The sequence below is a fragment of the Comamonas sp. JC664 genome, from assembly GCF_042647185.1.
On the sequence record NZ_JBHRUZ010000009.1, the window covers coordinates 1 to 24,977 of the forward strand.

At 63.5% G+C, this 24,977-nt stretch carries 29 protein-coding genes and 12 pseudogenes; 12 read left to right on the forward strand and 29 right to left on the reverse strand.

What is annotated here, in order from left to right:
• The 14 genes and pseudogenes from ACFODQ_RS01530 to ACFODQ_RS01595 all read right to left on the reverse strand — a co-directional run.
• Positions 1–199 (reverse strand): aldehyde dehydrogenase family protein (locus ACFODQ_RS01530; RefSeq protein WP_377014649.1); only part of this gene is annotated, 199 nt, incomplete at its 3' end.
• 98 nt (positions 200–297) lie between these two features.
• The gene (locus ACFODQ_RS01535) at positions 298–483 is read right to left on the reverse strand and encodes an aldehyde dehydrogenase family protein (RefSeq protein ID WP_377014697.1); all 186 of its coding nucleotides are present in this window, start codon (positions 481–483) and stop codon (positions 298–300) included.
• Between the two features lie 76 nt (positions 484–559).
• Positions 560–916: pseudogene (locus tag ACFODQ_RS01540) on the reverse strand (aldehyde dehydrogenase family protein); the annotation flags it as partial.
• 73 nt (positions 917–989) lie between these two features.
• Positions 990–1,379: an ABC transporter substrate-binding protein gene (locus ACFODQ_RS01545; RefSeq protein ID WP_377014651.1), complete on the reverse strand. Its 390-nt coding sequence runs from the start codon at positions 1,377–1,379 to the stop codon at positions 990–992.
• A gap of 20 nt (positions 1,380–1,399) precedes the next feature.
• Positions 1,400–1,684 (reverse strand): ABC transporter substrate-binding protein, encoded by a 285-nt coding sequence (locus ACFODQ_RS01550; RefSeq protein WP_377014653.1) that lies wholly within the window; start codon positions 1,682–1,684, stop codon positions 1,400–1,402.
• Positions 1,685–1,923: 239 nt separating this feature from the next.
• Positions 1,924–2,106, reverse strand: coding sequence for a hypothetical protein (locus ACFODQ_RS01555; protein ID WP_377014655.1), 183 nt, complete (start codon positions 2,104–2,106; stop codon positions 1,924–1,926).
• Between the two features lie 175 nt (positions 2,107–2,281).
• A complete protein-coding gene (locus ACFODQ_RS01560; RefSeq protein WP_377014657.1) occupies positions 2,282–2,479 on the reverse strand; it encodes an aldehyde dehydrogenase family protein in 198 nt (65 codons plus the stop codon).
• A pseudogene (locus tag ACFODQ_RS01565) lies at positions 2,433–2,627 on the reverse strand (aldehyde dehydrogenase family protein); the annotation flags it as partial. The pseudogene ACFODQ_RS01565 and the gene ACFODQ_RS01560, both read right to left, overlap by 47 nt.
• A pseudogene (locus ACFODQ_RS01570) lies at positions 2,572–3,735 on the reverse strand (aldehyde dehydrogenase family protein). The pseudogenes ACFODQ_RS01570 and ACFODQ_RS01565, both read right to left, overlap by 56 nt.
• A 92-nt stretch (positions 3,736–3,827) precedes the next feature.
• Positions 3,828–3,968, reverse strand: coding sequence for a hypothetical protein (locus tag ACFODQ_RS01575; RefSeq protein ID WP_377014659.1), 141 nt, complete (start codon positions 3,966–3,968; stop codon positions 3,828–3,830).
• A complete protein-coding gene (locus ACFODQ_RS01580; protein WP_377014661.1) occupies positions 3,943–4,236 on the reverse strand; it encodes a thiamine pyrophosphate-dependent enzyme in 294 nt (97 codons plus the stop codon). Before ACFODQ_RS01580 ends, ACFODQ_RS01575 begins: the two co-directional genes overlap by 26 nt.
• Positions 4,236–4,433 (reverse strand): hypothetical protein, encoded by a 198-nt coding sequence (locus ACFODQ_RS01585; protein ID WP_377014663.1) that lies wholly within the window; start codon positions 4,431–4,433, stop codon positions 4,236–4,238. The genes ACFODQ_RS01580 and ACFODQ_RS01585 overlap by 1 nt, the downstream gene beginning before the upstream one ends.
• 25 nt (positions 4,434–4,458) lie before the next feature.
• On the reverse strand, positions 4,459–4,641 hold the full coding sequence (locus ACFODQ_RS01590; protein WP_377014665.1) for a hypothetical protein: 183 nt from the start codon (positions 4,639–4,641) through the stop codon (positions 4,459–4,461).
• A 124-nt stretch (positions 4,642–4,765) separates the two neighbouring features.
• Positions 4,766–4,933, reverse strand: coding sequence for a hypothetical protein (locus ACFODQ_RS01595; RefSeq protein ID WP_377014667.1), 168 nt, complete (start codon positions 4,931–4,933; stop codon positions 4,766–4,768).
• Between the two features lie 178 nt (positions 4,934–5,111).
• Here ACFODQ_RS01595 and ACFODQ_RS01600 point away from each other — a divergent pair, with 178 nt between their 5' ends.
• From ACFODQ_RS01600 to ACFODQ_RS01610, 3 genes are read left to right on the forward strand one after another with little or no spacing between them, the layout of a single operon-like run.
• Positions 5,112–5,561 carry a LysR family transcriptional regulator gene (locus tag ACFODQ_RS01600; protein WP_377014669.1) on the forward strand — a complete coding sequence of 150 codons (450 nt, stop codon included), beginning with the start codon at positions 5,112–5,114 and terminating at the stop codon, positions 5,559–5,561.
• Entirely contained in the window at positions 5,449–5,889 is a 441-nt protein-coding gene (locus tag ACFODQ_RS01605) for a LysR substrate-binding domain-containing protein (protein ID WP_377014699.1), read from the forward strand. The genes ACFODQ_RS01600 and ACFODQ_RS01605 overlap by 113 nt, the downstream gene beginning before the upstream one ends.
• 21 nt (positions 5,890–5,910) lie before the next feature.
• The gene (locus ACFODQ_RS01610; RefSeq protein ID WP_377014671.1) at positions 5,911–6,069 is read left to right on the forward strand and encodes a hypothetical protein; all 159 of its coding nucleotides are present in this window, start codon (positions 5,911–5,913) and stop codon (positions 6,067–6,069) included.
• A 56-nt stretch (positions 6,070–6,125) separates the two neighbouring features.
• Here the strand turns inward: ACFODQ_RS01610 and katG are convergent.
• The 3 pseudogenes from katG to ACFODQ_RS01625 all read right to left on the reverse strand — a co-directional run.
• Positions 6,126–8,328, reverse strand: a pseudogene (gene katG, locus ACFODQ_RS01615) (catalase/peroxidase HPI).
• 324 nt (positions 8,329–8,652) lie between these two features.
• A pseudogene (gene rocF, locus ACFODQ_RS01620) lies at positions 8,653–9,620 on the reverse strand (arginase).
• Between the two features lie 21 nt (positions 9,621–9,641).
• Positions 9,642–10,698, reverse strand: a pseudogene (locus ACFODQ_RS01625) (ornithine cyclodeaminase); the annotation flags it as partial.
• Positions 10,699–10,862: 164 nt separating this feature from the next.
• Here ACFODQ_RS01625 and ACFODQ_RS01630 point away from each other — a divergent pair.
• Positions 10,863–11,288 carry an Lrp/AsnC family transcriptional regulator gene (locus ACFODQ_RS01630; RefSeq protein WP_116924455.1) on the forward strand — a complete coding sequence of 142 codons (426 nt, stop codon included), beginning with the start codon at positions 10,863–10,865 and terminating at the stop codon, positions 11,286–11,288.
• Positions 11,289–11,300: 12 nt separating this feature from the next.
• Here the strand turns inward: ACFODQ_RS01630 and ACFODQ_RS01635 are convergent, their stop codons facing one another.
• Both ACFODQ_RS01635 and ACFODQ_RS01640 read right to left on the reverse strand, forming a co-directional pair.
• Positions 11,301–11,639 (reverse strand): hypothetical protein, encoded by a 339-nt coding sequence (locus ACFODQ_RS01635; protein ID WP_377014673.1) that lies wholly within the window; start codon positions 11,637–11,639, stop codon positions 11,301–11,303.
• Positions 11,609–11,989, reverse strand: a complete 381-nt coding sequence (locus tag ACFODQ_RS01640) for a DUF4336 domain-containing protein (RefSeq protein ID WP_377014675.1) — start codon at positions 11,987–11,989, stop codon at positions 11,609–11,611. The genes ACFODQ_RS01635 and ACFODQ_RS01640 overlap by 31 nt, the downstream gene beginning before the upstream one ends.
• Positions 11,990–12,106: 117 nt before the next feature.
• On the opposite strand from ACFODQ_RS01640, the gene ACFODQ_RS01645 reads away from it, so the two are divergent.
• Complete coding sequence (locus tag ACFODQ_RS01645) at positions 12,107–13,387, forward strand: NAD(P)/FAD-dependent oxidoreductase (protein ID WP_116923997.1); 1,281 nt, start codon at positions 12,107–12,109, stop codon at positions 13,385–13,387.
• Positions 13,388–13,430: 43 nt separating this feature from the next.
• Here ACFODQ_RS01645 and ACFODQ_RS01650 read toward each other — a convergent pair whose 3' ends face one another.
• Positions 13,431–14,015, reverse strand: coding sequence for a LuxR C-terminal-related transcriptional regulator (locus ACFODQ_RS01650; protein WP_377014678.1), 585 nt, complete (start codon positions 14,013–14,015; stop codon positions 13,431–13,433).
• Positions 14,016–14,112: 97 nt separating this feature from the next.
• Between ACFODQ_RS01650 and ACFODQ_RS01655 the strand changes: the two genes are divergently transcribed.
• From ACFODQ_RS01655 to mnmH, 6 genes and pseudogenes are all read left to right on the forward strand, one after another.
• Complete coding sequence (locus ACFODQ_RS01655; protein ID WP_377014680.1) at positions 14,113–14,811, forward strand: CoA transferase subunit A; 699 nt, start codon at positions 14,113–14,115, stop codon at positions 14,809–14,811.
• Between the two features lie 10 nt (positions 14,812–14,821).
• The gene (locus ACFODQ_RS01660) at positions 14,822–15,460 is read left to right on the forward strand and encodes a 3-oxoacid CoA-transferase subunit B (RefSeq protein WP_116923995.1); all 639 of its coding nucleotides are present in this window, start codon (positions 14,822–14,824) and stop codon (positions 15,458–15,460) included.
• Between the two features lie 228 nt (positions 15,461–15,688).
• Positions 15,689–16,368: pseudogene (locus ACFODQ_RS01665) on the forward strand (aldolase).
• Positions 16,369–16,777: 409 nt separating this feature from the next.
• Positions 16,778–17,365: a helix-turn-helix domain-containing protein gene (locus tag ACFODQ_RS01670; protein ID WP_377014682.1), complete on the forward strand. Its 588-nt coding sequence runs from the start codon at positions 16,778–16,780 to the stop codon at positions 17,363–17,365.
• 18 nt (positions 17,366–17,383) lie between these two features.
• Positions 17,384–17,912 (forward strand): annotated as a pseudogene (locus ACFODQ_RS01675) (GNAT family N-acetyltransferase).
• A 272-nt stretch (positions 17,913–18,184) separates the two neighbouring features.
• A pseudogene (gene mnmH, locus ACFODQ_RS01680) lies at positions 18,185–19,235 on the forward strand (tRNA 2-selenouridine(34) synthase MnmH).
• 13 nt (positions 19,236–19,248) lie between these two features.
• On the opposite strand, the gene ACFODQ_RS01685 reads toward mnmH, so the two are convergent.
• The 5 genes from ACFODQ_RS01685 to ACFODQ_RS01705 all read right to left on the reverse strand — a co-directional run bounded on the left by ACFODQ_RS01685 (position 19,249) and on the right by ACFODQ_RS01705 (position 21,203).
• A complete protein-coding gene (locus tag ACFODQ_RS01685) occupies positions 19,249–19,518 on the reverse strand; it encodes a DUF1294 domain-containing protein (RefSeq protein WP_377014684.1) in 270 nt (89 codons plus the stop codon).
• Between the two features lie 268 nt (positions 19,519–19,786).
• Entirely contained in the window at positions 19,787–19,930 is a 144-nt protein-coding gene (locus ACFODQ_RS01690) for a hypothetical protein (protein ID WP_377014686.1), read from the reverse strand.
• Complete coding sequence (locus tag ACFODQ_RS01695) at positions 19,920–20,399, reverse strand: DUF523 domain-containing protein (protein ID WP_377014688.1); 480 nt, start codon at positions 20,397–20,399, stop codon at positions 19,920–19,922. Before ACFODQ_RS01695 ends, ACFODQ_RS01690 begins: the two co-directional genes overlap by 11 nt.
• A 19-nt stretch (positions 20,400–20,418) precedes the next feature.
• A complete protein-coding gene (locus tag ACFODQ_RS01700) occupies positions 20,419–20,862 on the reverse strand; it encodes a hypothetical protein (RefSeq protein ID WP_377014690.1) in 444 nt (147 codons plus the stop codon).
• The gene (locus ACFODQ_RS01705; RefSeq protein ID WP_377014692.1) at positions 20,859–21,203 is read right to left on the reverse strand and encodes a GFA family protein; all 345 of its coding nucleotides are present in this window, start codon (positions 21,201–21,203) and stop codon (positions 20,859–20,861) included. Before ACFODQ_RS01705 ends, ACFODQ_RS01700 begins: the two co-directional genes overlap by 4 nt.
• A 465-nt stretch (positions 21,204–21,668) precedes the next feature.
• On the opposite strand from ACFODQ_RS01705, the pseudogene ACFODQ_RS01710 reads away from it, so the two are divergent.
• Positions 21,669–22,306 (forward strand): annotated as a pseudogene (locus ACFODQ_RS01710) (C40 family peptidase).
• Between the two features lie 223 nt (positions 22,307–22,529).
• Here ACFODQ_RS01710 and ACFODQ_RS01715 read toward each other — a convergent pair.
• From ACFODQ_RS01715 to ACFODQ_RS01730, 4 genes and pseudogenes are all read right to left on the reverse strand, one after another.
• Positions 22,530–23,131 (reverse strand): annotated as a pseudogene (locus ACFODQ_RS01715) (isochorismatase family protein).
• 115 nt (positions 23,132–23,246) lie between these two features.
• The gene (locus tag ACFODQ_RS01720) at positions 23,247–23,789 is read right to left on the reverse strand and encodes a hypothetical protein (RefSeq protein ID WP_377014694.1); all 543 of its coding nucleotides are present in this window, start codon (positions 23,787–23,789) and stop codon (positions 23,247–23,249) included.
• A gap of 86 nt (positions 23,790–23,875) precedes the next feature.
• The gene (locus ACFODQ_RS01725; RefSeq protein ID WP_116923983.1) at positions 23,876–24,121 is read right to left on the reverse strand and encodes a GlsB/YeaQ/YmgE family stress response membrane protein; all 246 of its coding nucleotides are present in this window, start codon (positions 24,119–24,121) and stop codon (positions 23,876–23,878) included.
• Positions 24,122–24,683: 562 nt separating this feature from the next.
• A pseudogene (locus ACFODQ_RS01730) lies at positions 24,684–24,977 on the reverse strand (aminotransferase class I/II-fold pyridoxal phosphate-dependent enzyme); the annotation flags it as partial.

Genomic DNA, 24,977 nt, shown 5'->3' on the forward strand with positions numbered 1-24,977 from the left:
CAGGCTGTTGCCGACGACCATGGCACGCAAGCGCGCCGTCAGCGCCTCGACGAAAGCGGTCATGCGCCCGCTCGGTGACGATGAGGCGGCTCGACGCCGTGCAGCGCTGGCCGGCCGAGTAGAAGGCGCCGTTGAGTGCGCATTCCACGGCCACATCCAGGTCGGCGTCATCGAGCACCACCAGCGGGTTTCTTGCCACCCATCTCCAGCTGCAGCCGGATCATCTCGCCGATGGCGGTCTGCGCAATGCTCTGGCCCACATGCCGCTGCCGGTAAACGACACCGCATCGACGCCGCTCAGCAGCCCCTGCGCGCATGCTTGCCGCTGCGCCGTTGACCAGGTTGCCACGCCCGGCAGCAGGCCTTGCTCATCGAGAATGCGAAAGAGCGCATGGGCCACGCCGGGCGAGTATTCCGAGGGCTGAGCACCACGGTGTTGCCAAAGGCCAGCGCCGGGGCAATCTTCCAGGCGGGGATGGCGATCGGAAAGTTCCAGGGCGTGGATCAGCCACGCCGAACGCCCAGCGCATGGCGGCTGATCTGCACGCCGATGCCCCGGCCGCACCGAAGGCAGGCTCTCGCCGCCATAGCGCAGGCATTCGCCAGCAAAGAACTGGAAGATCTGCGCGGCGCGCACCACCTCGCCCAGGCCTTCGGCCAAGGTTTTGCCCGCTTCGCGCGAGACCAGCAGGCCCAGGCTTTCCTTTTGCGCCATCATCTGGTTGGACACGCGCTGCAAAAAGTCCGAGCGCATCTGCGTGGTGGTGTGCTGCCAGCGTCCAAAGGCGGCGCGCGCTGCGGCCACGGCCTGCTGCATCTGCTGGGCATCGGCCGCCGCATACTCGCACACCATTTCGCGGGTGTCAGAGGGGTTCCCGCTTTGGATCGTGGCTGGCGCCGGCCAGCCACTGGCCATTGATCAGGTCTCGTTCATGTCTCACTCTCAAGGCAATAGGTGGCGCTGCGCGCTTGGTGGGCGCGCAGCGCAGTCAGTCGGAAAGCGCGAGCCGGGCTTCAGGCCGCAGGCTTGAGTAGCGGGCAGGCACCTTCCTTGGACGGTGCATAGGCCTTGTCGCCCGGGATGGTGCTGACCACCTGTAGTATCCCAGGGCTTGGTCGATTCGGCCGGCTTTTTCCACCTGCATCAGTACATGTCCATGCACCATGGCGCCATCGGCTCGGATGTAGCCCTTGGCAAACATGTCATCGATGGGCAGCGACTTGAGCGCGCCCATCACCTGGTCGGGCTCGGTGCTGCCTGCCTTTTGCACTGCCTCAGGTAAGTGGTGGTGGCCAGTAGTCACCCGCCTGGAAGGTGTGTGGCATCTTCTTGTTCTTGTCGTTGAAGCGCTGGGAGAATGCGCGCGAGGCACGCTCATGTCCCAGTACCAGCCCTCGGTCAGGTAACATGCCGCCGGTGGTGCCTAGGCCCAGGCTGTGGATATCGGTGATGAAGGCCATCAGCGCGGCCACGTTTCATCTTCTTGTCGATGCCAAACTCTTTGGCGGTTTTGATGGCGTTGATCGTGTCGCCCCGCCATTGGCCAGAGCCCATCACCTTGGCGCCCGAGCTTTGCGCCTTCATCACATAGGACGAGAAATCGGAGGTGCAGAGCGGATGGCGGATCGCGCCCACCACATTGGCCGCCGGTTGCTTGACCACATTGATCGCGGCCTGCTCCATCGAGTGGCCAAAGGCGTAGTCCGACGTGAGAAGTACCAGTCCTTGTAGCCCTGGCCACCAGCGCGGCGGCCGTGCCGCGTGCCTGCGCTGAGGTGGAGTAGGTGTAGCGCACCATATAGGGCTGGCAGGCCTCTTCGGTCAGCGAATCGGCACCTGCGCCGGCGCTGATGAACACCTTTTTCTTGTCCTTGGACAGGTTGCTGATTGCCAGCGACACGGCCAGTTCGACCCTCCGATGATCAGGTCGACATTGTCGTATCCCACCATTGGCGCGCCTTCGATCGGCGATGTCGGCTTGTTCTGGTGGTCGGCCGTGATATCTCGATCTTGCGCCCCAGCACCTCGCCGCCAAAATCGGCCACGGCCAGCGGATCGCGTCCAGACCACCGGGCCCCATCAAAGTCCGAGTACAGGCCCGACATGTCGGTGATGAAGCGATCTTGACCTTGTCGGGCGCGGCCTGCGCGCGGTGGCGAGCAGGGCGGCCCGTACCAGTGCCGCGGCAGTCAGGGGGCCGTGTGCTTTTCTCATGGTTTGTCTCCTAGAGTTTTAAACGAAAGGCCTGCGGTGCTCTGTGTCACCTGCTAGGCGCGGGAACTAACGCAGTACAAAGGGGTTGCTCGTGGTCGCTCCGCTATTGATCCAGACCGACTTGGTCTGCAGGTATTCGTAGATCGCGCTCTGGCCGTTTTTCGCGGCCCAGGCCCGATCCTTGTAGCCGCCAAAGGGGCGCCATAAAGCTGACGGCGCGGTAGGTTTGATCCAGACGGTGCCCGCCTGCAGGCGCTCGGACATGCGCAGGCGCGCCCCGATAATCGCTAGTCCAAACGGCAGCGGCCAGGCCAAAGCGCACATCGTTGGCAATGCGCAGCGCATCGGCCTCGTCGTCAAAGGGGATCACCGACAGCACCGGGCCAAACACCTCTTCCTGCGCAATGCGCATGCCGTTGTGCACGCCGGTGAGGATGGTAGCTCAATGAACCAGCCCTTGCCGCATTCGGCGCGGCTGGCTTTCGCACCGCCCAGCACCACCCGGCACCCTCGGCCTTGGCAATGGCGATATAGGACAGCACTTTCTCGTAACCGGGGCAGGGTGTGACCGGGCCGACCTGGGTCTCCAGGCTCATCGGGTCGCCCATGCGGGCGGTGGCGGCAAAAGCCACCAGGCGCTCGACAAAGGCATCGGGATGCTGCGCTGTACCAAAAGCCCGCGATCCGGCGATACAGGTTTGCCCTGGGCGGCAAAGATGCCCGAGATAGCACCATACATGGCCTGCTCCAGATCGGCATCGGCAAACACGATGTTTGGGCGATTTGCCGCCCAGCTCCATCGAGGCTTGCTTGAGCTGGCCGGCGGCCGCCTGGTTGATCGCGCGGCCGGTCACATCGGAGCCGGTGAAGCTGACCTTGGCGACCAGCGGGTGCGCCACCAGCGCGCTGCCCACCTGCGCGCCATAGCCGGTGACCACGTTGAACACGCCGGGCGGAAAGCCAGCTTCATTGAACAGCTCGGCAAACTCCAGGGTCGAGGCCGAGGTGAACTCGGACGGCTTGACCACCACCGTGCAGCCGGCTGCCAGCGCCGGCGCAATCTTCCAGGCCAGCAGAAACAGCGGGGAGTTCCAGGGCGTGATGGCAGCCACTACGCCCAGCGGCTCATGGCGGGTAAAGGCGAAATAGCCTTTCTTGTCCAGCGGCAAGGTGGCCCTTGCACCTTGTCGGCCAGGCCGGCGTAGTAGTGGAACCACTGCGGGATGTACTGAAGCTGCCGCGCATCTCGGCGAACAGCTTGCCGTTGTCCATCACTTCGGTGCGGGCGACTTCTCGGCATCGCGCTCGATCAAGGTGGCGAGCTTGCGCAGCAATGCGCCGCGTTCGGTCGCGCTCAGCTGCGGCCAGGCGCCGCTGCTAAAGGCTTGGTGCGCCGCCTGCACGGCCGCATCGACATCGGCGGCGCTGCCATCGGGTATTTCAGCCCAGGCCTCACCCGTGTAGGGGTTGAGGCTGGCAATCCATTGGCCGCTGGCGGGGGGCTGGGCCAGGCCGGGCAATCTGAAGGGAGTAGCGTTTCATGGCAAAGGGCATTCGATGGCTGAGGGCAGCTCTGGTGGTGCTGGCTAGTGCTGAGAGGAGCTGGATAGAGCTAGAAGGGATGCCGGGCGGCATCCCTGCTATGGCTAGAACGGCTGCAGGCCAGCGCGCTGCGAAAGCGGTTCTTGATGAAGGGGCCATCGCGCGGCGGCAGCGCGCGGGGCGGCTCATCGGCATGGATCAACGCCTGCACAAAGGTGGTGGCCTTGCGGGCGTTGATATGCGCGGCCAGCGCATCGGCTTCGGTCCAAGGTGCGCAGCTGCTGCACCTGGGCAATGCCAAAGCCGCGCGCCACGGCCACCAGGTCGGTGCCCAGGCTGCTATGGCTCTTTTGCTTGCCAGTCTCGCCGTAGTGGCCGTTGTCCAGCACGACGATGCTGAGGTTGGCGGGCGACTTGGCGGCAATCGTGGCCAGGCTGCCAATGCCCATCATCTGCTCGCCGTCGCCGGTGATGACCACTACCGGGCGCGTGTGGCTGGGCCAGCGCAATGCCCAGCGCCCACGACGAGGCGCCGCCCATCGCGCCCCACCAAGTATAGTTGTGGGTCACGGTCGCCGGCGGCAAACACATCGTAGGAGGCCGAGCCCAGGCCGGTGACGACCAGCGCCTCGGTGGTTTTGGCCAGCAGGCGCGCGACAAACAGGCGGCGGACCATGGCGGCGGAATTCTCGCGGTCTGCATTACTTTCTCTCCCATTTCTTGCGGCCGATCACGTCCTGGCCAATCAACACGGCGATGCGGGCGCCGGCCATGAAGGCGCCATCGAGCGCCGCGCTGACGACCTCCTGCGCATCTTCGGGGCGGCGCACGCGCATCACATGGATGCCCATCAGCTCCATAGCGGCCTGCGTGGCCCGGCCCATCGGCGCTTGCCAGGGGTTGAACTCGGCTACTCACCGCGCATTGTGACGATGGTGACAAAGGGGATGTCGGCGGCGCTGAGCAGCGAGAACATGTTGATGCAGTTGCCGACACCGCTGCTTTGCATCAGAGCACCGCGCGCTGGCCGCCCAGCCAGGCGCCAGCGGCCACGGCCACGCCTTCTTCTTCGGTGGTCAGCGCCACATCGGTGATCTCGGGGTCGGCAATCGCGCGCTCTTGATGACATAGGCGTGGCCGGCATCGGGCACATAGGCCACTTGCTGCACGCCGCATCCTTGATGGCCTGAAAAATGTCTTTTGTCTTTTGCCAGGGAGGGTGGGTTGGGATTTGGCGTTCATCATGCTTTCCGTTTTGTGAACCAGTGAAGGCATCATAAATGTGATGATGTGATTTGAATAATCACCATTTTTGATATCACTATCACGCAATTCTGATCGAGGAGGCTGCAGCATGGATTTCAAGCAACTCAAGGCCTTTTTGACCGTCGCCGACACCGGCAGCGTGACCCGCGCATCGGAGCTGCTGCATGTGGTGCAGCCGGCGGTGTCGCGCCAGCTGAAGCTGCTGGAGGAAGACCTGGGCTGCGCGCTGTTTGAGCGCGAGCGCCATGGCATGGTGCTGACCGAGCAGGGCCAGGAGCTGGCGAGCTACGCACGCCGCGCGTTTGGCGAGCTGGAAAAAGCGCGGCTGCAACTGGCGGGCACGCAAGACGAGGTGACGGGTCTCGTCCACCATTGGCCTCTTGCCCAGCACCTGCGATGTGGTCTCCAGCGCGCTGGTCGCCGCGCTGGCCAGCCGCTACCCGGGCATCAAGCTGCGCCTGACGGTCGCCTACGCCGGCACGCTCAGGCCCTGGCTGGTGAGCGGCCAGGTCGATGTGGCCTTGCTGTATGCGGCTGAGAAACACCCCGATCTGGTGCTGGAGCCGCTCATCGAAGAGGAGTTGTGGGGCCTGGGCCCCAAGGGCTGCGGCATGGCTGGTGCCACGGCCGTGCGCATGGCCGATATGGCGGGCCGGGCGCTGGTGCTGCCCAGCAACCCGCATGGCATCCGGCTGCTGGTCGAGCATGCCTGCGCGCTGGAGAACCTGCAGCTCAACATCTGCGTGGAGACCGATGCGCTGCCGGTGCAGCGCAGCGTGGTGATCGATGGCCTGGGCTACACCATCTTGCCCCGATTGCGGTGGTCAGCGACCTGGCAGCCGGCAGGTTGGAGGGCGCGCCGTTGAACCGAGCCCGAGCTCAAGCGGGTGATTGCGCTGGCCTATGCCGCCAACCGCAGCATGACCAAGCCGGTACGCGCCACCTTGGCCGTGCTGCGCGAGATTCTGGCGGCGGCCGTTGCCTCGGGCGGCTGGCCCAGCGGCAAATGGCTGGCCGCAGCAGCAGCCAAGGCCAGCCCGCCATAAAAATGCCCGCCCATCCCTGCGGCAGGGATGGGCGGGCGGCTTTTTATGGCGGCGGCTTACTTCAGGTCAAAGCGGTCCAGCTCCATCACCTTGGTCCAGGCGGCGACAAAATCCTTGACCATTTTTTCCTTGGCACCGGTCTGGGCATAGACTTCGGCCACGGCGCGCAGGATCGCATTGGAGCCAAAGACCAGATCGACGCGGCTGGCCGTCCAGCGCTGGGCACCGCTCTTGCGGTCCACGCCGACAAAGCTGCCGTCGTCCTGGGCCTTCCATTGCGTGCCCATGTCCAGCAGGTGCACAAAGAAGTCATTGCTCAAGGTGCCGGGCTTGGCCGTCAGCACGCCTTGCGGGTTGCCAGCGGTGTTGATGTTGATGGCGCGCAGGCCGCCGACCAGTACGGTCAGCTCCGGCGCGGTCAAGGTCAGCAGCTGGGCCTTGTCGATCAGCAGTGCCTCGGCCGGCGCGGCAAAGCGGCCCTGCAGGTGGTTGCGAAAACCATCGGCCTTGGGCTCGAGGTACTGGAAGGATGCGGCATCGGTCTGCTCGGCCGTTGCATCGCTGCGGCCGGGGTGGAAGGGCACGGTGGTGGGCACACCGGCATCGGCAGCGGCCTTCTCCACACCGGCATTGCCGGCCAGCACGATCAGGTCGGCCAGCGAGATACGCTTGTCACCATCAGCGGCCTTGTTGAAGCTGCGCTGAATGCCTTCGAGCACGCCCAGTACCTTGGCCAGTTGCTCGGGTTGGTTCACTTCCCAGTCCTTTTGCGGAGCCAGGCGGATGCGGGCGCCATTGGCGCCGCCGCGCATGTCTGAGCCGCGGTAGGTCGAGGCCGAAGCCCACGCAGTGCCCACCAGCTCCTGCACGCTCAAGCCCGATGCCAGGACCTGCGCCTTGAGGCTGGCCACATCATCGGCATTGACCAGCGGATGGCTGACGGCCGGGATCGGGTCTTGCCAGACCAGCTCTTCGCGGGGCACTTCGGGGCCCAGGTAGCGGCTGCGCGGGCCCATGTCGCGGTGGGTGAGCTTGAACCAGGCGCGGGCAAAAGCTTCGGCAAAGGCCTGGGGATTTTCCAGAAAGCGGCGCGAGATCTTTTCGTAAGCCGGGTCCTGGCGCAGCGACAGATCGGTGGTCAGCATGGTGGGCTTTTTGTGGGGGCCGCCATGCGCGTCGGGGATGACGTCGGGGCATCCTTGGCCACCCATTGGATCGCACCGGCGGGGCTTTTCTCTTGCACCCATTCGTACTTGAACAGGTTCTCGAAGAAGAAATTGCTCCACTGCGCGGGGGTCTGCGTCCAGGTCACTTCAAGGCCGGAGGTGATCGCATCGCGCCCCGAGCCCGAGCCAAAGCTGCTGGTCCAGCCAGGCCCTGGGCTTCGATGCCATCGGCCTCGGGCTCGGCGCCCACATGGCTCGCCTCCGCAGCGCCATGGGTCTTGCCAAAGGTGTGGCCGCCAGCGATCAGCGCGACAGTCTCTTCGTCGTCCATGGCCATGCGGGCAAAGGTCTCGCGGATGTCGCGCGCCGCCGAGATCGGGTCGCCATTGCCATCGGGGCCTTCGGGGTTCACATAGATCAGGCCCATCTGCACGGCAGCGAGGGGTTTTCCAGGTCACGCTCACCGCTGTAACGGCTGTTGCCTTGTCGCTGGTGGCCAGCCATTCCTTCTCGGCGCCCCAGTACACATCCTGGTCAGGCATCCAGGTGTCGACGCGGCCACCTGCAAAACCAAAGGTGCGAAAGCCCATGGTCTCCAGCGCGACGTTGCCGCACAGGATCATCAGATCGCCCCAGGACAACTGGTTGCCGTATTTTTGCTTGATGGGCCACAGCAGGCGGCGCGACTTGTCGATATTGACGTTGTCCGGCCAGCTGTTGAGCGGCGCAAAGCGCTGCTGCGCACGGCCTGCGCCGCCCCGGCCATCCTGCACGCGGTAGGTGCCAGCGGCATGCCAGGCCATGCGGATGAACTGCGGGCCATAGTGGCCAAAGTCGGCCGGCCACCAGTCTTGCGAGTCGGTCATCAGCGCGCGCAGGTCGCGCTTGACGGCCTCGTAATCGAGCTTCTTGAATTCGTCGGCGTAGTTAAAGTCTGCGCCCAAAGGGTTGTTGGCCGGTGGTGCTGGCTGAGCAGGTCCACACGCAGCTGGTTGGGCCACCAGCTTTGGCTGGTCGTCCCATTGCCTTGGGCTGCCGTTTCGCTGTTGCGTGCAGTGGCGCTGTGGAAGGGGCACTTGGATTCTGTGGTCATGGGGGGTTCTCCGGTTCAAGCTGACGGGACGCCAGATACCGCGGGGGTATCCGATGAAAGGAAATTCCGATGAATATACCGGATTCCATGTTTTTTGATTATGAACGCCTTGGTGCTGCCCACACGCTTGCGCTGATTGAATATCCGCAACGCGGTGATTGAGAAAAATCACAGGCGCCGCGAGCGGGTGGACAGCACCTGCGCAAGACCAGTGCAGACATGCGCCATTACAGCACCGCTGCATGAATCGGTGCTGTCAGACAATGACTACAAGAATGCTTCTCTGAAGCGCAGTGTGCAGGAGCGCGCTGGCCCCTGCTGTGATCAGCTGCGCATATCCTTGACCAGGGTGCTTTTGCCAAACAGGCTTTGCACCAGGTCCACCACCAGCTCGGCGGTCTGGTTGCGCAGGTCGAGCGCCGGGTTGAGCTCGACGATGTCGATCGAGCCGAGCAGGCCCGTGTCGGCAATCATCTCCATGCACAGCTGCGCTTCGCGGTAGTTGGGGCCGCCGCGCACGGTGGTTCCTGTGCCCGGTGCAATCTCGGGGTCGAGAAAATCCACATCAAAGCTCAGGTGCAGATGGGTCTGGCTGGGATCGCAACCGGCCAGCGGTGCCAGTGCGCGTAGCATGGTCTCGCGCATACCCAGCTCATCGATGGCGCGCATGTCAAACACATCGATGTTGTGGGTCTTGATCAAGTGCTTTTCCTGCGCATCGACACTGCGCAGCCCGATCTGGCACAGCGACTGCGGGCCCAGCGCCGGTGCAAAACCGGCCAGGTGCGTCAGCTCGCGCGGGCCCAGGCCTGCGAGGCAGGCCACCGGAATGCCGTGGATATTGCCCGAGGGAGAAGTCTCGGGCGTGTTGAAGTCCGCATGGCATCGAGCCAGAGCACAAACAGGCGCTTGCCGGTGTCGCGGCAGTGGCGGGCCACGGCGCTGATCGAGCCGACCGCCAGGCTGTGGTCGCCGCCCAGCATCAAGGGCATGCGGCCTGCTGCCAGCTGCCCGTGCACGGCGTCATGCACCGCCCGGTTCCAGGCGACGGCTTCGCCAAAGTTGCGCAGATTGCCATGCTCGGCATCGCGCGGCTTGCGCTGGTTGGCCGGGCCCGCCAGGTTGCCCAGGTCGCGCACCTCGCAGCCCAGCTCTGCCAAGGCGGGCCCCAGTTGCGCTACGCGCAAGGCATCCGGCCCCATCGCGGCGCCCAGGCGCCCGGCACCGATGTCGGTGGGCACGCCGATCAGACTGAGGGCGGTGGAGGGCGAGCGAAGGAGGTCAGGCTGGATGGCATGGCAGTGGGCTTGTTCGTGGTCGTGATGGGGGACGTCGGGCGGCAGCAGCAGCGCGAACAGGTTTTTGGGATTGCGCAATTGTGGCAGCAGGGCCAGCGGTTGCAACAGCTGGTGCTCCGGGCCAGCGCATGCATATAGCGCAAGGCGGTGTAGTCTTCCAGCGCGAAGCCGACCGAGTCGAATACTGTTATTTCGTCCTCGTGCTGGCGGCCCGCTTGCTCGCCGCGCAGCACCTGCCACAGCTCGGTGACGGCAAAGTCCTCGGGCATATGCTGGATCTCGCCTTCGATACGGCTTTGCGGCGCAAATTCGACGAAGACCTTGGCGTCCAGCAGAATCGCCGCGTCCAGCTCGGTTTTGCCCGGGCAGTCGCCGCCCACGGCGTTCAGGTGCATGCCCGGCTCGACCATCGCGCGGCTGACGATGGTGGCATTGGTCTTGTCGGCAGTAACCGTGGTGACGATATCGGCGCCTTGCACAGCCTCGGCCGCGTTCTTGCAGCGCTGCAGTTGCAGTCCGGGCAACTGGGTTTGCAGGTTGTGGATGAGCTTGTCGGTGGCGGCAGGGTCGATATCAAACAGGCGCAGCGACTGAATGCCCAGCAGGCGGACAAAGGCCAGGGCCTGGAATTCGCTCTGTGAGCCGTTCCCAATCAGCGCCATGCTGCGGCTGCTGCGCCGTGCCAGCAGCTTGGCGGCCATCACCGAAGTGGCCGCAGTGCGCAAGGCGGTGGTCAAGGTCAACTCGCTCAGCAAAATGGGCGCGCCGGTGTCGCTGCGCATCAAGGCACCAAAGGCCATGATGGACGCAATGCCCTGCTGTGGATTTTTGGGGTGGCCATTGACATATTTGAAAGCAAAGTGGCTGGCATCGCCCACTGGCATCAATTCCATCACGCCATCGGGCGTGTGGTGGGCAGGCGCGCGGTCTTGTCAAAGTCTTGCCAGCGCGAGAAGTCCTGCTCCAGCGCGCTGACCAGGCCGCGCAGCAGCTCGGTCAGGCCGACACGTTGCACCAGCGTGGCGGCGGCATCGGTGCTGAGAAAGTCAACTTGGCCTGGATGGGTTGTCATGATGATGGCTCCTGGTTTTGCGTTATGGCATGCCCGCTGCGCGCACCAAAAGGCGCAGCTGCAGCGGCTGTAACCAGTGTCTGTCCAAGCGGCTATAAAGCAAAGTGCAAAAAATGGTAGAAAATGACAGGATCCAGAGCAATTAGTCAGGCCGTGTTGTGCATATCGATAATATTGACCAAGCCTTGATCAGCCTGCTGCGCCAGAATGCGCGCGAGAGCGTGGCCACCTTGGCGGGCAAGCTGGGCGTGTCGCGCGGCACCGTTACCAACCGCATGGACCGCCTGGAGCGCGAGGGCCTGATCGTGGGTTACAGCGTGCGCCTGCGCCCGGATGTGCAGCCCGATGTGCTGCGCGCCTGGATGAGCATCGAGATCACCGGCAATGACACGCGGCGCGTGATGGCATCCCTGCTGGGCGAGCCCGGGGTGGCGGCGCTGCACAGCACCAATGGCCGTTGGGATCTGCTCGCCGAGCTGCAGGTGGCCAGCCTGGAGGCGCTGTCGCAGGTGCTCGAGCGCATCCGGCTGATCAAGGGCATCAGCAACAGCGAGACCAGCATCCACCTGGAGAGTTTTCGGGTGTCCTGAGTGATCTTCTGTTCAGGGCTTGTCGCTCAGCAAAAACGCCAGCGCCTGATTCAGTTGCTGCTGAGCGTCTTCAGTGATGAGCGCATCATGGGCCAGCACCAGACGCTGCACCGGCCAGGCGCAGATGCGCGCTGCCGCCGCGCTGGCCGCTGTCCGGTCCCGAATCGCAAAGCGCAGTGCACGCGGCATGGCCAGGCGGCTGCGCGTGCCATTGAGGCTGTTGAACAGGCGCGCCGACAGCGAAAAATCCTGCGGGTAGTACTGCAGCACATCGGTCACGACCAGGCTGGCGCTGGGCTGGTGCAGCCAGACGCATTCATTCAGGATGGGCAGGCCTGCAAAGGGCTGCATCTGCAGGCTGTTTTGCCAGGCTGCCGGCAATGCCTGGTCCAGGCTGTGCAGCTGGGGCAGGTCCGGGCGCTTGGCCGCCAGGCCCGGTGCCCCCATAGCGCTGCCAGCGGGTAATGCGCCTGCCATGCACCGGCAAACAGGTGGTGCATGCGGTTGGGGGCGACGATCCAGCGCACGTCGCCCAGTGCATCCAAGGCTGCGCGCAGCGTGGGCGCGGGCGCAATGGGCGAATGCAGCCACAGTGCGCCGCCGGGCAGGCGCACCACGGTCATGCGGGTGCGCACGGGCAGGCCGTGCACGCTGATCTGTTGGGTGGCGCTCCAGAGGTTGTCAGCGATCTGTTCAAGCATGGTGGGCCTTGCTGCGATGGTGGGGAATGCCTTGGATTTTCATTGTGAATCCAGGCGCTCAGGTGCAGAAAATCTGGCAATGGTCAACAATGGCAGCCATCTTTTGAGGAATCGTACATGCACTATGACGTGGTGATTGTGGGCGGCGGTGCAGGTGGACTGGAACTGGCCGCACAACTGGGGCGCAAACTGGGTGCGCGCGAAGGGCGCGAGCGGGTCTTGCTGGTGGACAAAATGCCTTTCCACATCTGGAAGCCCACCTTGCACGAAGTGGCAGCGGGCACGCTCGATGCGCACCAGGAAGGCCTGTCCTACACCGTGCTGGCGCGCCGCAACCATTTCAGCTTTGCGATGGGCGAATGCATGGGGCTCGATGCCGCCAAGCAAAGCATTGTGCTGGCGCCGGTCATCAACGATGCGGGCAAGCAGGTGGTGCCCGAGCGCGTCATCAGCTACCAGCATTTGGTGCTGGCGATGGGCAGTGGCTCCAATTCTTTTGGCACCCCAGGTATCGAGCATGCCTATCTGCTCGAGAGCGTGCGCGATGCGCAGCGCTTCCATGCCGACTGGCTTGGCGCCTGTGCCCATGCCTCGTATGCCGAGCCGCGCTCGCTGGCGGTCGCCATTGTGGGCGCCGGTGCCACGGGTGTGGAGCTGTCGGCCGAGCTGATCGAGGCGCACCAGATGCTGCTCGAGAGCCTGTCGGACAGCCAGCGCTTCCGGCTCGATATCAGCCTGATCGAAGGCGGCGAGCGGATTCTGGGCGGGCTGCCGCCCCGTATCTCGGAGCAGGCCCGTGTGGCGCTGGAGCGCAAGGGCGTGCGGGTGATGACCGGCACGCGTGTGCAGTCGCTGGCGCAGGGCCAGGTGATCACGTCCAACGGCGAGGTGCCGGCCGATCTGATCGTCTGGGCCGCAGGCATCAAGGCCGCCGACAGCAATGCGCGCCTGGGGCTGGAAGTCAACCGTATCAACCAGTTTGTCGTCGATGACCACCTGCGCACCAGTGCCAGCCGCATCTATGCGATGGGTGACTGCGCCGCTGCCACCTGGACCGAAGGCAAGACTGTGCCGGCCCGCGCCCAAGCCGCGCACCAGCAGGGCAGCTATTTGTGCAAGCTGCTGTTTGCCGCGCTCAAGCAGCGCTCGTTCAACGAAGTGTTTGTCTACCAGGACTTTGGCTCGCTGGTCTCGCTGGGCGACAACAAGGGCGTGGGCAATCTGATGGGAGGGCTCTCGGGCAAGAACTTTTTTGTGCAGGGCCTCATTGCCAAGTGGATGTATATGTCCTTGCACCTGATGCACCACCGCGCCATTTTGGGCACCGGCAAGACGGCGGTGCTGGCGCTGGCCCGTTTGCTGCAGCAGCGCGTATCGGGCCGCATGAAGCTGCACTGAAAGAACCTTGCTCGGCAGCGCCGAGCAAGTTCTTGTGCCGGGTTCAGATATCGTCCGGTCCCAGCACGATGTCGAGCGAGCTGCCCCCGGCCAGCAGCTTTTGCACCAGCTCGGCCGATGAATCTGCGCCATATTTGCGCATCAGCCGGGTGCGGTAGATCTCGACCGTGCGGTGGCTGATGCCCAGGCCTCGGCCAATTTCCTTGCTGGTCATGCCTTCGAGCAGATGGGCGGCCACTTCGCGCTCGCGGGCCGTGAGCTCGGCGCGCACCGGGCGCAGCGCGCTCAGGTCCTCAAAGCTCCAGACGCCGCCTTCATGCGGGTCCTCGCGGTTGAAGGCGCGGCCCATCACGTGGCACCAGAACATCTCGCCATTGGCGCGCTTCATGATGCGGTTGTCCGAGTACAGGCCATGCGTGCCCATGATGGGGGCGATGCGGCGGCCCAGGCGCTCGAACTCGTCGGCGCTGGGGTAGAGGATCTGAAAGGACTGGCCCATCATCAGCTCGCGCGAGGTGCGGAACATGTCGCAGACCTGCTCATTGCAGTCGATCATGACCCGCCGGTGGGACACCACCAGGCCCACAGGCGCCATTTCGAAGGCTTGTCGGTAGTCGAGTGGTGTCACTGCCATGGCAAAAATTGTCCCCTTTACGAAATACTACGTATCCTAATACGTAGTATGCTTGATTGGCGATACAAGCCCTTCTTATCAGGAGACAAGTGTGAACAAGATCTACCCCAGTGCTGCGGACGCGCTCAAAGGCGTGGTGGCAGACAAGCAGTTAATGGCCGTGGGCGGCTTTGGCCTTTGCGGGATTCCCGAGGCCTTGATCGAAGCGCTGCGCGACAGCGGTGTCAAGGACCTGACGGTGGCATCGAACAATGCCGGTGTCGATGGTTTTGGCCTGGGCAAGCTGCTGGAGACGCGCCAGATCAAGAAGATGATTGCGTCCTATGTGGGCGAAAACAAGAGTTCGAGCGCCAGTACCTGGCCGCGAGCTGGAGCTGGAATTCACCCCGCAAGGCACCCTGGCCGAGAAGATGCGTGCTGGCGGCGCCGGCATCCCCGCCTTCTTCACCAAGACCGTGTGGGCACGCAAGTGGCCGAAGGCAAGGAGCTGCGCGAGTTTGACGGCGAAACCTATGTGATGGAGCGCTCCATCGTCGCTGACGTGTCGCTGGTCAAGGCCTGGCGCGCGGACAAGAGCGGCAACCTGCAGTTCCGCCTGACGGCACGCAACTTCAACCCGGCAGCAGCCACCTGCGGCAAGGTTTGCATCGTCGAGGTCGAGGAGATTGTCGAAGTGGGCGCCTTGAAGCCCGACGAGATCCATCTGCCGGGCATCTATGTGCACCGCCTGGTGCTCAACGCCACCCCCGAGAAGCGCATCGAAAAGCGCACCATCACCGAAAAGCACTAAGGAGCCAGTCATGCCTTGGACCCAAGACCAAATGGCCGCACGTGCGGCGCAAGAGCTGGAAGACGGCTTCTATGTGAACCTCGGTATCGGCATTCCTACCTTGGTGGCCAACCACACCGGTGACAAGGAAGTGTGGCTGCAATCGGAAAACGGCATGCTGGGCATCGGCCCCTTCCCAACGGAAGAAGCCATCGACGCCGACCTGATCAATGCCGGCAAGCAGACGGTGACCACAATTGCCGGCTCGTCCATCTTCAGCTCGGACCAGTCCTTTGCGATGATCCGTGGCGGCAAGATCAACCTGTCCATCCTGGGCGCCATGCAGGTGTCCGAAAAGGGTGACCTGGCCAACTGGATGATTCCAGGCAAGATGGTCAAGGGCATGGGCGGCGCGATGGACCTGGTCGCCGGCGTCAAGCGCGTCATCGTGCTGATGGAACATGTGGCCAAGAAGAAGGACGGCACCACCGACCTGAAGATCTTGAAGGACTGCACCCTGCCATTGACTGGCGTGGGCGTGGTGGACCGCATCATTACCGACCTGGGTGTGTTTGATGTGGTGCCCGAAGGCCTGAAGGTGGTTGAGCTGGCCCCCGAAGTGAGCTTTGACGATGTGCAGTCCAAGACCGGCGTCAACCTGATCCAATAAGCGCAGCTACCCAGCCCTTGCGCGCTGGTGCTGCACAAGCGAGCCCGCCCATCGATCGATGGCGGGCTTTTTTGCGTGCGGGTGGTTGCTGTCGCTTTCCCCATTGCCGGGCCAGTGCTCAGACGACATACTGCGCAGATTCCATTCGATTCCCCCCGTCCCATGAACGCTCCCTTTGCGCCTGCCGATCTTTCCCACCCCCTGTTTATCCGCCCCGATGTGCTGCGCATGCGCGAGGACATGGCGCTGGCCTTGCGTGCTGCTGCACACTTTGGCCTGGGTGAGGGCGTGTGCAACCATTTCAGCATGGCGCTGCCCGATGGCCAGCATTTCTTGCTGAACCCGCGCGGCCTGATGTGGGGCGAGATCCAGGCGGACGATGTGGTGATGGTGGACGCGCAGGGGGCCGTGGTGGCGGGCGGCCATGTGGTCGAGCCCACGCGATGTTCATCCATGCTGCCGTGCACCGCATTGCGCGCAAGACCTGCGTACTGCACACCCACATGCCTTATGCCACGGCCTTGACCTTGACGGCGCAGCGCGCGCTGGACACCACCTTGAGCCAGAACGCCATGCGCTTCCATGGCCGCCTGGCAGTTGACGCCCAGTACAACGGTTTTGCGCTCGACGACCGCGAAGGCGAGCGCATTGCGCAGGCCATGCAGGGCGCGGACATCAGCTTTTTGGGCAACCACGGCATCATCGTCTGCGGTGAGCGCATGGACTATGCGTTTGACGATCTGTACTACCTGGAGCGCGCCTGCCAGGCCCAGGTGCTGGCGCAATCGACCGGCGTGCCGCTGGCGCCCTGCGATCCGGCGCTGGCCGCGCGTGTGGCCGAGCAGGCCAATGGTGAGCGCCTGCAGTCCACCTTGTTCTTCGAGGCGTTGCGCCGCCAAATTCCTTAGAACCTGTTCAAAGTCTCTACGCAGCCGCGTTGGAGTGCAATCGGGATGAGTTCGAAGGGATGGAACGCAGCTTGCACCGAGGTGCAAGCAAGGGCCAGCGCGCAGAAATCGCCCGATTTCACTCCAACCCTTCGGGACAGTGGCTTTGCGCTGCCGGGAAGGGGCGCCCGGCGAGGGCCGCCCGGCAGGGGCGGTCTGCGTCGTTGCAAATCCTCGCAATAGCGCGGCTGGGCGCCCCCCTAGCATCCCATCCCGCAAAGACACTGTCGCGGCGCGAGGAGACATTGAACAGTTCTTAAAGCGCCCGCAGCATGTCTCTCTCACCCAGTGCGCCACTTGCCAGGTGGCACTATCCGCGTACCGCTAAAAAATCCAATATATAGGAATTAATTTCTGATAAAGTGGATTCATGACGGTTGACGAGTTGCTCTCTGCCAAGGTGCGCACCCTGCGCAAACAGCGTGGCTACACCTTGGAGGTGCTGGCGCAGCGCAGCGGTGTCAGCCGCTCGATGATTTCACTGATTGAGCGTGGGCAGACCAGCGCCACCGCCGCCGTGCTGGGCAAGCTCGCCCAGGCCTTGCAGGTGCCGCTGGCAGCGCTGTTTGCCGATGAGCGCCAGGCGCAAGCGCCCCAGCCCCTGGCGCGCGCAGCTGTCCAGCCGCGCTGGCGTGATCCTGCCACCGGCTATGAACGCCGGCAGCTGAGCCCGGTGGGGTTTCCTGCGCCGTTCGAGATGGTGGAGGTGGTGTTTCCGCCCGGCCAGCGCGTGGCCTTTGACAACGGCCTGCGCAGCCAGCCGCTGCACCAGCAGCTGTGGCTGCTGCAAGGCGAGCTGCAGCTGAGCCTGGGCACGCAAAGCTGGCATTTGCAGGCGGGAGACTGCCTGGCGATGGTGCTCAACCAAACCCTGGTATTTAGCAACCCCGGCACCGAGTCCGCCCGCTATTTGCTGGCGCTAGCGGCGCTGGGCGCCTCCTGCCCGCCTTGCCTGTAGTTTTTCCTGGAGAGATCGATGACTGAGAGACACTGGGTGCGCTGTACCCATGACCGGCATGCGCCAGCAATTTTGGCGATTCTGAACGACGCCATTGTCAACAGCACGGCGCTGTATGACTACCAGCCGCGCAATGCGGGCCATATGCGTACCTGGTTTGATACCAAGCTGCAAGGCGGCTACCGGTGATCGGCATCGAGGATGCCGCCGGCGAGTTGCTGGGTTTTTCCAGCTATGGTGCCTTCCGCGCCTACCCGCCTACAAGTACACGATGGAGCATTCGGTCTATGTGCGCGCCGATCAGCGCGGCCAGGGCCTGGGTCTGCAGCTGATGGAGGCCATCATTGACGAGGCGCGCAAGCACGATGTGCATGCGCTGGTCGGCGCCATCGATGCGGCAAATGCCGGCTCGATCGCCTTGCATGAACGGCTGGGTTTCAAGTCGGTCGGCCTGATGCCCCAGGTGGGCTTTAAATTTGGGAGATGGCTGGACCTGGCCTTGTACCAATTGCTTTTGCAAACGCCGGCGAATCCGGTAGACGGCTGAGGCCGCTGGCCGCGCGCCGCTGGCCGCGCGCCACTAGCCGTGCGCCACTCGCCGTGCACCACTAGCCGTGCACCACCCACAACAGCCCACGCTGCCATGGGATAATCACTTTTTTCGCGCAGCGCAGGCCCGGCGCTGGTCAACCGACCGCACCGGCTTGCGATGGCTGTATCGAGGCTCGATCACTCTGCGCAGTGGCCGCACAACCTCTGGGTTGTCTGCGGCACTTGCCCTGATCCTTGGACTGGCACTTCGCTGCCAGCATCTGCCTTATGTCCCATCGCCAGCCTGTTCGCATCAGCGACATCCACAAGTTTGACACCATCGTCGACGCCCGCTCCCCTGCCGAGTTCGCACTCGACCATATCCCCGGGGCGATCAACTGCCGGTGCTCAGCAACGAAGAACGCGCCCAGATCGGCACCATCTACAAGCAAGTCAGCCCCTTTGAGGCCAAGCGCCTGGGCGCTGCCTATGTGAGCGCCAATCTGGCGCGCCACCTGCACGATACCTTCCATGACCGGCCCGCGAACTGGAAGCCGCTGGTCTATTGCTGGCGCGGTGGCCTGCGCAGCGGCTCGATGGTGACCTGGTTGCGCCTGGTGGGCTGGGATGCGCAGCAGCTGGCAGCGGCTACAAGGGCTTTCGCGGCCATGTGATCGAGCGGCTGGAGTCACTGGTACCGCGCCTGCGCTTGCAGGTGCTGTGTGGCGCCACCGGCAGCGCCAAAACGCGGGTGCTTCATGCGCTGGCCGAGCAGGGCGCGCAGGTGATTGACCTGGAAGGCTATGCCAGCCACAAGGGCTCGCTGCTGGGCCAGCTGCCTGGTGTAGAGCAGCCGAGCCAGAAGCACTTCGAGACCTTGCTGGCCACGCAGATCGGCCAGTTCGATCTGGAGCGCCCGGTGTTTATCGAAGGCGAAAGCGCCAAGATCGGCCGCATCTCCGTGCCGATGGCGCTGGTCGAGCATATGCGCCAGGCACCCGTCATCGAAGTGCAGGCCTCAGCGCAGGCGCGCCTGGACTATCTGCTGCGCGACTATGCCTACCTGGGTGCCGATGCCGGTGTGCTGGCCACCAAGCTGGGCTATCTCAAGGATCTGCAGGGCAAGGAGGTGGTCGGCCGCTGGCAAGGCTGGGCAGCGCAAGGCGAGCTCGCGCCGCTGTTTGCCGAGTTGATGGACCTGCACTACGACCCGCATTACGAGCGCAGCCAGGCGCGCAACTTTGCCCACTGGGATTCGCGCCAAAGCCTGCAGACGGATGACCTGTCGGACGCGCGCATTGGCGAGTTGGCCGCGCAGATCAGGCAGCTGGCTGTTTAGGCCTGATTGGGCATCAGAACGTCGGCAGCCCGAATCGCTGGCCCAGCGGCGAAAACAGCAGGCACAGCGCCACCAGGTTGAGCAACACCGTCAGCCAGAACACCTGCAGAAAATCCCGCTTGCTGGATTTGTGGCGCAGCCAGCGCTGGGCCAGCAAGGCCCCCGGCCATCCGCCCAGCAAACCCAGCAGCCACAAATGCTTTTCAGGGGTGCGCCAATGCCCCTGCTGCGCGGCAGCCTTGTCCCAGGCATACCAGGCAAAGGTGACGAGCGAGGCCAACACATACCAGCCTGCAGCGCGCCAGGTGGAGCCAAAGCACAGGCCCAATCCCAGCAGCAGAATCGCCAATGTGGGGATCAGCAGCAGGGCTGCCCCGCCGGATGGGCCTGATCTGGCGGCACTGGTAGCCTGGCGCTGAGTGCGCGCAGCTGCGGCCCGTGGGCGTGCGGTATGCGAAGCGGGCGATGCCGCTGCGCCTGGTGCGCCCGCGCCCAGCACGCGGGCGCGGCTGGCCGGGGTTTGTCGCCTGCGGGCTTGTCCAGCACATAGCTCAGCCGCTGGCGGGCTTGGGGCCGGGCGGCAGGGTTTTGGAAGGCGGAGATATGCACAAACACCTGGGGGCCGCCGCCATCGGGGCGATAAAGCCAAAGCCGCGCTCGTCGTTCCAGGATTGTAAGGTGCCTTCAAGCAGCATAGGCCTCCAGGTGCGCTGCGGCTTCGTCCCATTGGTTCTCGCTGAAGACAGCGACGCCGGCCTGGCGCAGCAGGCTGCAGGCCAGGCCTTCGCCGGGCACGGTGCGGCCGGCAAACTGCCCGTCATAGACCTGGCTGGAGCCGCATGTAGGGCTGAACTCCTTGAGTACCGCGACGCGGATGCCATGGCGCTGCACCAGTTGCAGTGCCAATTGGGCGCCGTGCAAAAAGGCGGCAGTCACATCGTTGCCCGCGCTGTCGCGCACCTGGGCTGCATGGCGCAGCACCGCGATGCTGGTGCCACCAACGATTTCGGCTGGCAATCGGGGCGTTGGCAGGCCTGCGGCCATCTCGGGGCAGAGGCTGACCACCTGCTGCTGCGCGAGCCAGCGATCGAGCACTGTGTGTTGCGCCCTTTTGTGGCTGCCGTCATAGCGCACGGGCTGGCCCAGCAGGCAGCCACTGACCAAGACCTTGGGCGCTGCGGCTTCAGCATGCCAGCAGCTCCACCTGCAGGGCCTGCGCGCTGGCTTCGCAGCGCAGGCTATTGCCGCCCAGCTGCAATTGCAGCCCATTGGCAAACTGCAGCTGCAGGCAGAGCGTCTCTGCCTGAAAATCGCTGGGCACTGGCAGCGTGCTGAGCCGTTGCTCGCCCAGCTGCAGCCAGCCGCTGGCCAGCAAGCCAAAGGCTTGCGCTTCATGCGCGAGCGCGGGCGGGCAGGGGTTCAGCACCAGGCGCAGACCATTGCTGTAGCGGCGCTGGGTCTCGATCCCCTGGCGCTCGCTGATCAGCGCGGCTGAGAATTCGATGTTGCAGCCTTCGGAAGTGCGGTGGATGCGGCTGATTTCGGAGTCGGCAAATTCAAACTGGCGAGGCATTCCGTGATTGTCGCAGACCCAGGGTGCGGCCTGCAGCAACTCTGCAGGGCTCATGCCGCCCCGGATGGCGCCACGCAGTCAGCCAGCCAGGGCATCGCTGATGCACTCCAGATCTGCCGCTGTGGCGGCAGCTGCGCGCGCTCTTCCACGCAGCCCAGGCGGATCACCACGAACTCCGGGTTCTGCGCGGCGCAGCCATACAGTGGCGTTGCGCAGACGGGGCAGAAGACCTGGTCGCGGCGCTGGCCGCTTTGCGCGGTCTTGGTATAGGTATGGATCATGCCTTGCAGCGAGAAATCGGCGATCGCGGCGCTGACAATCGCCCGCATCGGCGCGCCCGACAGCACTTGGCAGTCGCTGCAATGGCATACGCTGACCTGGGCAGGATCGATCAAGGCGGTAAAGCGAACCGCTTGGCAGTGGCATGCGCCGTGGATGAGCATTGCAGGACCTGAGGAAAGTGGGCAGGATTGCTGCTTTGTACTGCATCGTGCCCACCCTTGCATAGGCCTACTCGCTACCCATGAGGCGATGCAGCTAGAGGCCTTGATGGCATGACTCTTGCATAACTGTCAACAAGCGAAAGCCGGAGCTGCGCCGCAGGCCTGTAGGAATATCTTTACAGTCTCTGGCGTAGTAACTATGGTTGCATATAGAAACAACCAAGGGTTCTGTGTGAAAGCTTGATGAATTGCAGAAAATCAATAAAAACAATTAGTTAGGAGTACTTGAGCCTGAGCTCATGCATAATTTCGCAAAATTCCACGGGAAAACCCCGGTAATTTGGGGAATAACTGGTTTGGATTTTGTTACATATTTATGAATTGTCTTCAAAATAAACCGTGCTAAAGTCGCCCGCTATGTCACCGAAATGGATTTGCACCCTCATCGTCGCCGCGTCTGTCAGCGCACATGCCGCCCCGAGAGCGAACACAAGCCATCCGATCTGGATTTGCTGCTGGGCATTGGCCAAAGCAGTCTGTCCAAGCTCGATTCGGTGCATCACCAGGTCAAGGACCAGGCCAATGTGCTGATCAGCAATGCGCTGAGCCTCATTGGCGTGCCTTACCGCCGTGGCGGTAACAGCGCAGAGACGGTTTTTGATTGCAGTGGTCTGGTACGCGCCGTGTATGCGGAGAGCTGGGGCAAGATCCTGCCGCGCCGCGCAGAAGAGCAGGCGGCTGCGACCGACAAGATTGATAAAGCGGAGCTCAAGCCCGGTGATCTGGTGTTCTTCAACACCATGCGCCGGGCTTTCAGCCATGTGGGGATCTATATGGGCGATGGCAAGTTCATCCACTCGCCCCGCACTGGCAAGACCGTTCGGGTCGAGAGCATGGATATTGCCTACTGGGAAAAGCGCTTTGACGGCGCCCGCCGGGTAGAGCTGAGCGATGAGGCGCGTACCAAGCTGATGCAGCAGGTCAACCTCGATGGTGCGGAAGCGCAGGACCTGATCGGCCGCGTGATGTCCAAGGCCAATATGCGTGTGAACTGAGCGCCTTGCCCTGTGCGTCAGGCGCTGCAAGCGAACCAAGCTTCCTTCGGGAGGCTTTTTTGTTGCCTGCGCGGTGCTGGTTGTCTGGTTTGCGCCGTGGGGTAGGGTCTCAGTCATGCGCCCCCCGCTATATATATATAAAAGCGGCGCGGGTACTGGCGTTAAAAAGGCTGCCTCCTGGCAGCCTGGGTGGGCGACTTGCTGGGCAGGCTCCAGCAAGGTCTTACTTGACCATCTGCAAGATATCGCGGAAGTCTTCGTGCTCGCAACTGCGCAGCCATTCGAAGATGACCATCTCGGTGGTGACCAACTCGGCGCCGGCGCCGGCCAGGCGGTCAAAGGCGGCATCGCGGTTGCGCTCGGTGCGGCTGCTGCAGGCGTCGGTGACCACGCAGACATCAAACTCGTCTTCGAGCAGCTCCAGCGCAGTTTGCAGCAGGCAGACATGGGCCTCGCAGCCGGCAATGATGATGCTGTTGCGCTCAGGCGCGGCTTGCTGGGGCTTTTGCAGGTGCTTGGGCAGGCTGCGGGCATTGCCGCCCTGGGGTTTGGCGGGAGGGCGCAGCCATTCGTTCAGGCCTTCCGGCACTGCACTGAAAAACATCTTGGCCAAGGTCTTGTTGCACAGGCCACGCAGCTGCGCCGCATTGGGGCCGAGCTTGCTGGGTTTTGCTCGGTACCAAACACGGGCACCTGCAGCTGCTGGGCTACCTGGGCCAGGAGCGTGGCGTTTTTCAACACCTGCGCGCCATCAAAAATGGCGGGCATCAGTTTTTCCTGGTAGTCAACCAGCACCAGCTGGGATTCTTCAAAATCTATAAGCATGCGGCATTTTAACCCGTGGCAGCGTGCAGCTGCTGGAGCGGCATGGCGCAGGCGTTGGAGGGGAGGGAGAAATGCACTGGCGCGCGGCGCAGCGCCGAGCCAGTCTGGCGCAGATTTAGTGCTTGTCCTGGTCCAGCGCAGGCGCATATACCACCGGCAGCACAATCCCCGCTTCATGCGCCACGCGCACGCAGTCGCGCAGGTGCTGCTCGCCCAGGTAGCGCAAGGTGGCGTAGCCCAGGGCAGCCGACACCGCCTGGCCGGCAATCGGCACATATTTGCTGGCCTGCTGCACCGTCAGGCGCATGCCCAGCGCCTTGGCGCCGCGCAGGATCACATCCTTGGTGATCAGCTTGCCCACCAGCACACCGCCGAGCATGTTGACGGTGTTTTGCACCTTGGCGCGTTTGGCAGGGGTCAGGCGCGCAATCTGCTCGTCGCTCAGACCAAAGTAATTGCTGATTTGCGGAATCAGCCGCGACAGCAGGGCTGCATCGACCGCCATGTCGAGCCCGGGCACCGGCGTGGCGCTGGCCAGGGCGGCCATCAAGGCTTTGCGGTGCAGCAGCTTCTGGGACTGCTCAACCGCCTCCAGCAGCGCAGGGTTGCCCGTCTGGGCGGCCAGTTGCAGTGCGGAGAGGGGCGGGCTTGCGTCCAAGTTTCATGGATGTTCGGGAGTGAGGTCAAAAGCGGAAAAAAACCTGCGGCAGCGGGTGGTCCCGGCTGGCGCAGGCTGCCGGGTGCTTAGCGCTTGCGCACCAGGCCGTAGATCACCAGCAAGATGATGGCGCCGACGACGGAGGCAATCCAGCCAGCGGCCTGGCCTTCCTGGTACCAGCCCATCGCCACGCCGGCGTAAGTGGCCAGCAGCGAGCCGGCAATGCCTAGGAGGATGGTCATGATCCAGCCCATCTTGTCGTCCCCAGGCTTGATGGCGCGTGCAATGAGGCCAACAATCAGGCCGATGAAAATGGTTCCAATGATGGACATGCGTAGTTCTCCGTTGAGCTGTGAACGCCAGCGCCTCGGTTGAGGCGGCCCTGGCCAATACGCCTGAAGCGTACCAAGGCACTTTAAGGCCGTTTGTAGGAGAAGGCTTCAAATCCCGCGGCTTTACGTCATAAACAACGGTGAACTGGCGCTGTCATGCGCATGAAAAAAGCAGCCGGCGCCGCTAAGAACTTGTTCAAAGTCTCTACGCAACCGCGTTGGAGTGCAATCGGGATGAGTTCGAAGGGCTGGTCCGCAGCTTGCACCGGGGTGCAAGCAAGGGCCAGCGCGAAGAAATCGCCCGATTTCACTCCAACCCTTAGGGACAGTGGCTTTGCGGGCGCCCGGCTAGGGCCGCCCGGGCAGGGGCGGTCTGCGTCGTTGCAAATCCTCGCAATAGCTGGGCTATTGCTGCGGTATTGCGCGGCTGGGCGCCCCCCTCGCATCCCATCCCGCAAACACACTGTCGCGGCGCGAGGAGACATTGAACAGGTTCTAAGGGCGCGGGCTGCTTTTCGCTGGCCTGGCCTCAACGGGCTCAGGCTGCAGAGCGGCTATGCGCTCAGGCGACGACCTTGGCGATCGATGCGCAGACGTGCTCGATGTTCTTGCTGTTGAGCGCAGCCACGCACATGCCGCGTGTCCGTGCCGTAGACGCCGAACTCGGAGCGCAGGCGTACCATCTGGTCCTTGCTCAGGCCCGAGTACGAGAACATGCCGATCTGGGTGGTGATGAAGCCCATGTCCTGCTTCACGCCAGCGGCCTTGAGGCCGTCGACCAGCTTCTGGCGCATTTCCTTGATACGCACGCGCATCTCGCCCAGTTCCTTTTCCCACAGCGCGCGCAGCTCGGGTT